This window comes from Streptomyces sp. NPDC055078, assembly GCF_053607985.1.
In genome coordinates this window covers 1-6,071 of record NZ_JBSGUP010000502.1, presented here as the reverse complement: position 1 = coordinate 6,071, position 6,071 = coordinate 1, and the positions used below count along the sequence as shown (strand labels likewise).

At 73.4% G+C, this 6,071-nt stretch carries 5 protein-coding genes; 1 reads left to right on the top strand and 4 read right to left on the bottom strand.

Annotated elements, in window-relative coordinates:
• Positions 1 to 161 precede the first annotated feature (161 nt).
• Together ACWF94_RS30465 and ACWF94_RS30460 are read right to left on the bottom strand one after the other, a co-directional pair.
• Complete coding sequence (locus ACWF94_RS30465; RefSeq protein WP_453495621.1) at positions 162 to 2,126, bottom strand: hypothetical protein; 1,965 nt, start codon at positions 2,124 to 2,126, stop codon at positions 162 to 164.
• A gap of 210 nt (positions 2,127 to 2,336) precedes the next feature.
• Complete coding sequence (locus ACWF94_RS30460) at positions 2,337 to 3,320, bottom strand: LLM class flavin-dependent oxidoreductase (RefSeq protein ID WP_453495618.1); 984 nt, start codon at positions 3,318 to 3,320, stop codon at positions 2,337 to 2,339.
• A gap of 80 nt (positions 3,321 to 3,400) precedes the next feature.
• Between ACWF94_RS30460 and ACWF94_RS30455 the strand changes: the two genes are divergently transcribed.
• Positions 3,401 to 4,375, top strand: a complete 975-nt coding sequence (locus tag ACWF94_RS30455) for a dihydrodipicolinate synthase family protein (RefSeq protein WP_453495615.1) — start codon at positions 3,401 to 3,403, stop codon at positions 4,373 to 4,375.
• A 53-nt stretch (positions 4,376 to 4,428) separates the two neighbouring features.
• Here ACWF94_RS30455 and ACWF94_RS30450 read toward each other — a convergent pair whose 3' ends face one another.
• Together ACWF94_RS30450 and ACWF94_RS30445 are read right to left on the bottom strand one after the other, a co-directional pair.
• The gene (locus ACWF94_RS30450; protein WP_453495612.1) at positions 4,429 to 5,172 is read right to left on the bottom strand and encodes an amidohydrolase family protein; all 744 of its coding nucleotides are present in this window, start codon (positions 5,170 to 5,172) and stop codon (positions 4,429 to 4,431) included.
• The gene (locus ACWF94_RS30445; RefSeq protein ID WP_453495609.1) at positions 5,172 to 5,912 is read right to left on the bottom strand and encodes a hypothetical protein; all 741 of its coding nucleotides are present in this window, start codon (positions 5,910 to 5,912) and stop codon (positions 5,172 to 5,174) included. Before ACWF94_RS30445 ends, ACWF94_RS30450 begins: the two co-directional genes overlap by 1 nt.
• Positions 5,913 to 6,071: the final 159 nt, after the last annotated feature.

The window sequence follows — 6,071 nt, the reverse complement described above, 5'->3', positions numbered from 1 at the left end:
GCCCGGGCGGGGGGCCCCCCGGGGGGGGGGGGGCGGGGGCGGCGGGCGCGCCCCCCCCCGCGGGTTCCCGGCCCGGGTCCAGGGCCGGGTCCAGGGCCGGGTCCAGGTCCGGGTCCAGGTCCAGGTCCGGGTCCGGGTCCGGGTCCGGGTCCGGGTCCGGATCAGCAGACCCGGTAGGTGTAGAACCTCTCGTTGCGCGACATGTACATGTTTCCGTCGGCGCCCTTCTGGAGATTCGAGACCGGCCGGGCGATCAGCGTCATCCGCATCGTCGCCGGGTCGATCCGGTACGCCTTGCCCTGGGTCTTGCCCCACAGATAGCCGGCGTGGAACACGAGGTTGGTGTCGTGCCAGACCTGCGTGGCGTTCTCCCAGGGGTACGTCTGGTGCCTGGCCGTCCGCAGGGTCTCACCGGTGGCCGGGTCCATCTCGTACAGGGCGTCCGGGGTCAGCCCCCAGAGCCTGCCCTTGTCGTCGAAGGCGATCTCCCCGAGCGCCAGGTCTCCCGGCACGGGGGCGCTCTGCCAGAGCAGTTTGTCGGCGGCGATGTCGTACGCGAAGACCTTCGCCACCGTGTCCAGGGGCCTGCCGACGCCGCCGAAGACGGAGGTGGCGCCGTAGACGATGCCGTCGCGGTAGGTCACGCCGACCACCGAGTGCCCGGGGATGATGTTCCGTTTGACACGGGACTCGCCCGTCGCGGGGTTGATCAGACCCAGCGCGCCGCCCACCGTGCCCGACTTGGGCACGGTGCCGAAGGCGAGCCAGTCGCCGGCGGAGACCATGCTGAACGGCCGGTCCTGCTCCTGCTCGTGGAGGTCGAGCAGCAGCCTGGGCGCGGTGCCGTCGAACTCGTAGATACGCGCGCCGGGGTAGACGCCGAGGTAGAGCTTCCCCCTGTGGGTGACCATGCCCTCGCTCTGGCCGACGCGGGGCCAGAACTGCGTGGCGCCGGTGGCCGGGTCGTACGCGGCGAGGCCGCCGGTGAAGAACCCGCCCGCGTACAGCCGCCCGTCCGGGCCTTCGGCCATGGACCGGATGGACACGGGCTGCCCGGTGAGGGAGTCGTCGAGGAGCCTGCCGGTGCCGGTCCTGCGGTTGTAGTGCCAGATGCCGCCGACGGACGTGGTGCCGACGAGGGTGTTGCCGCGCCAGCCCAGCGGGCGTATGGCGCCCTCGCCGAACTCCGTCATGCCGAGCCTGGTGATCCTGCCGGAGTGCAGGTCGAGCCGGATCAGCTCGCCCCTCTGGACGAGGTGGACGGACCGGCCGCGGGCGCCGCCGGCCATGGTGAGGTTCTGGACGTCGTCGATGATGTGCAGCCATCTGCGGCGCTTGAGGTCGTACACGCCCAGCGGCTTCTCGGCGGCGGAGGTCTCGTAGCGGACGAGGAGATAGCGGCCGACGACGTCCACGTCGTACGACCAGCCGGTGGCCTTGATCGGCGGCTCGATGACGCGGCGCACCTTGCCGTCCGGGGAGAGCACGGCGACCTGCATGCTCGACGGGCCCAGGCCGGCGTAGACGGTGCCGTCGTGGCCGACCGCGAGGTCGCGGATGAAGCCCTGGCCGGGCACGGGCGAGCCGAGGTCTTTCGTCTCGCCGGTCCCGGTGTCGTAGCGGAAGAGCCTGCCGTTGGCCGAGGTGCCGCCGTAGACGTAGTCCTCGGTGGCGGCGACGGTCCAGACGAACGTCTCGCTGGCGATGGGGACGCCGAGTTCGGTGACCTCGTCGTCGTCGGGGTCGTAGCGGAAGAGCCGGCCCTTGTGCTCGTCGCCGCCGTAGCTGCCGACGTAGACGCTGTGGTCGGGGGCGACGGAGACGGCCCAGGAGCCGAGGGCCCGGGGCAGGGGGTGTTCGGCGACGAGGGTGCCGTCGTCGGCGTCGCGGATGCCGAGGAGTGCGGGGCCGGAGGCGGAGGAGGTGACGGAGTAGACGCGGCCTCGGTCCAGGGCCGTACCGGCGGTGGTGGCACCGGTGAGGGGCAGGCTCCCGAGGTCGGCGAAGCCGCACTGGGCGGGGGCGGGCGGCGTGGTGGACAGGGATGTATCGGGGCCGGTTTCGGCGTGGGCCGGTACGGCGAGGGTCACGACGAGCAGGCACGCGGCCGTGAGGGCACGACGCATGGGACCTCCAACGAGGGAGTGATTTACGGTCCTGACCGTAAATGGAGAGGGAGGTGACGGCAAGACACCGTGCGGCCCGGACTTGGCGACCGACGACAACGCGGCGTGGGTACGCCTCCTGGGCTCCGCCCGGGGGGACCCCACCCGGGCCGCCAGGCCCAGGGGGAGCGCGGCACCAGGGCACGCGAGCCCAGCACCCGGCAGGATCCATCAGCCAGGCCCGAGCCGCCCCAGCACCTCACCGAAGCCCTCGATGGCCCGGAGGGCGTCCGCCTGGGGCATCCCCGGCGGCTGGACGCGCAGGATGACACCGTCCGCGCCCATCGCGGCGTAGCGGCCGAGGCCGTCCGCGCACTGCTCCGGGGAGCCGACGACAGCGCGCGCGGCGATGTCGTCCCACTCCTGCGCGTACCGGGCCGCGTCCATCGATGTGCGCTTCCAGGACCCGTACGCGTCGTACAGCCCGCGCAGCGGGTCCTCCAGCGCCTTGCGGGCCCCTCGCGAGGTGGGGGCGCAGTACCCCTCGCGGCAGACGAGCACCTCGGCGCCGAGGGTGCCGGGGCCGCGCTCGCAGGAGAGGTACTCGGCGATCTTCGCGGGGAGTTCGGCGTCGGTCTCGTTGAAGGAGGTCGTCCAGCCGTCGCACATCAGCGCCGTGCGCGCCAGCGCGGCGGGCACCCGGCCGCCGTTCCACAGGCGCGGGCGGGGCCGCTGCACGGGGCGGGGGGAGAGGAAGGCGTCGGTCACGGAGGTGAAGCGCCCCTCGTACGTCACCGACTCCTCGGTCCACAGCCGGGTGATCAGCTCCACGCACTCCTCGAAGCGCGCGACCTTCTCGCGCGGCGGGATGCCGTACAGGGCGAACTCCTCGGGCCGGTAGCCGAGTACGAGGCCCGCGGTGAGCCGGCCGCCGGAGAGCACGTCGAGGTGGGCGAGGGTCTCGGCGAGCCACACCGGCTGGTAGACGGGGGCGATGAGCCCGGCGGTGGCCAGGCCGATGCGCTCGGTGTGCGCGGCCAGCCAGGTCAGCGAGGTCAGCGCCTCGTGGTAGCCGGGGCGGTGCAGGTGGCGCTCGCCGGCCACCACCCAGTCGAAGCCCGCCTGCTCGGCGAGCCGGGCCTGCTCGACGGCGTCCGCGAGTGCGGGGCGGTCGTCCTTGCCGGTGTACAGGTTGACGTAGAGGCCGAGGCGCATGGCCGGACTCCAATCCCTTTACGGTCTGGGCCGTAAAGGTTAGCGTGTGGCCCGTGGTTACCAAAGGGGTTGCGGAACAAGTGGTGGACATATCGGCCGAGTTGATCGAGCGGCTGCGGGGGACGGTACTCCCTGCCGTACTGACACCGATGGACGAGCGGGGGACCGTCGACCTCGGTGTCCTGCGCGCATACGCGGCGCAGCTCGACGCCGCACCGGTCGGCGGCTTCGCGGTGTGGGCACACACCGGCCGTGGCCTGTACCTCTCGGCGGCCGACCGCGCGCGGGTGCTGCGCACCTGGCGGGAGGCGACGGACAAGCCCCTGGTCGTCGGCGCGGGCGTCCCCCGCGACCTCGTGCCCGCGACGGTGGCGGAGGCGGAGGCCGCGGTCGAGGCGATGGCGGTGACGGCGGCCGGACTGGGCGCGGACGCGGTGATGGTGTACCCGCTGAACGCCCTGGCCGACCGCCCCGACGGCCACGCCCGCGCCGTACGGCTGCACGAGCGCGTGGCGGAGGCGAGCGGGCTGCCGGTGCTGGGGTTCTTCCTGCACGGGGAGGCCGGCGGATACGAGTATCCGCCGGCGCTCGTCCGCGACCTGCTGGCCCTGCCGGGCTCGCTGGGCCTCAAACTGGCCACCCTGGACCGCGCGATGGCCTGCCAGGACGCGATCCGCGCGGCCAAGGCCACGGACCGCCTGGTCGTCACCGGCGAGGACCGGATGTTCGGCCCCAGTCTGATGTGGGGCGCCGACACGGCCCTCGTCGGTATCGCGGCGGCCCGCGCGGAACTGACGACGGCGGTCCTGGACGCCTGGCGCGCGGCGGACCACACGGCGTTCGTGAGAGCGTCGGCCCGGCTGGACCGCCTCGCGGAGGCCACCTTCTGCGCCCCGATCGAGGGCTATGTCCAGCGGATGCACTGGGCGGCGGTGTGGGAGGGCCTGCTGCCCGATGCGGCGGCCCACGACCCGTTCGGCCCGCCGCTGCCGCCGGAGGAGCGGCGTCGAGTGGTGAGGTGCCTGGAGGGGCCGGCGGCGGACGGGGCGGGGTAACGGGCGCCCTGGAGCTGGAGCCGTGGCCGCGGAGGGACGGCCCGGCGGACGGCTCAGCCCGGTCGGGGCAGGCCGAACAGGTCCGCCGCGTTGCGCCACAGGACCTGGTCCAGTTCCGGTGGTGTGAGGTCCGCGTCGCGGAGCACGCCCAGGGACACACTCGGGTCCACCAGGGTGGAGTCCGTGCCGAACAGCAGGCGGTCCACCGGGACGCCCGCCTCTCGGGCGTACGGGATACGGTCCGCGTCCGTCGCCGTGCGGCAGTGCTCCAGATACAGCCGGTCGCACTCCGCCGCCGCGTGGGCCGCCTCGCGCCAGGCGTCGCCGCCCGCGTGGCCGACGATCACCCGGAGGTTGGGGAGGCCCGCGAGGAGGCCGGGGAGGAGGGCGACATCCGGGTCCCAGGTGTGCAGCAGCAGCGGAACGGCCAGTTCGTCGAGGAGGGCGAACGCCTCGCGCATCTGGGGGGAGCCGATCGCGCGGCCCGGGTAGTGGGTGTGGATCTTGGCGCCGACGAAGCGGCCCGTGACCAGGTGCCGGCGCAGGTCGGCCGCGCTGTCCTCGATCCGGTTCGGGTTCACCACCGCGTAGCCGTACAGCCGAGGCTGGTCCGCCAGCACCCGCGCCAGTGCCGCGTTCCCCGCCACCGCGTCATAGGTCACCGCCTCCGCCGCCGAGACCAGTTGCACGTCGATCCCGTAGCGGTCCATCAGGCGCAGATTCGTCTCCGCGCCCGTCGCGCCGTCGCGGTGGTACGGCCACGGGCCCCAGTGCGCGTGTACGTCGATGATCGGCATCAGCTCAGCAGCTCCTCGACGTTTCCGCCCGCGATCGCCTCCCGGTCGGCCGCGCCGATCCGCGCGTACCGCAGCCGCAGCGTCTGCGGCGAGATGTCCGTGAACGGCGTACGGGAGCCGAAGACCAGGGCCCGCGCCCCCACCGCGTCCACGACCCGCTCGACCGAGTCAGGCGCCGACAGCAGCCGCGTCGTCGCCATGAACCCCGGCTCGTGGCGGGCCAGCAGCAGGAAGTCGCCCAGCAGGTACGCGTGCAGATCGAGGAAGATCACGCGCGCCCCCCGGCCCGCCAGCGCCGGGCCGAAGCGGCGCGGGTCGCCGTCCTGGAGCAGGATCATCCCGCGCGCCAGCGCCAGCTCCACGGTGTGGAGATAGCCCGGGAAGCCCGGCTCCGTCCCCTGCTCGGCGGTGAACAGGCGCAGGAACCGTACTCCCGCCGTGTGCAGCGCCTCGATCCGCTCCTCCGCGCTCCACGCGTCGCGCAGATCGACCGTGCCCACCGGCAGCAGCTCCGGGCAGTCCGCCAGTTCGCGCAGCGTCGCCTCGTTGCCGGACTCCGCGTCGAAGAGGGCGCCGCGCGTCGACAGGGCGAGCGCCCGCTCGACGGGGCGGCGCGCCAGCAGTTCACGTACCTGCGAAAGGCCCACATCGCGGTGGTGCCGCGGCCAGGGGCCGTAGAGCACGTCCACGTCCCAGCGGACGCGCTCGGCGGGGGAAGGGGTCAGCCAGTCGTACGTCATACCGAAGCCGCCAGCACGGCCCGCGCGATAGCGTCCACATCGGCCGATGTGTACCCCTCGTTCCAGTCAAGCACCAGCAGCGTGCGCCCGATCAGCCGCTCGGCCCGCGGGCACAGCCCCTCGGGGTAGCCGGTGAACACCGGGTTCGCGTACAGCGGG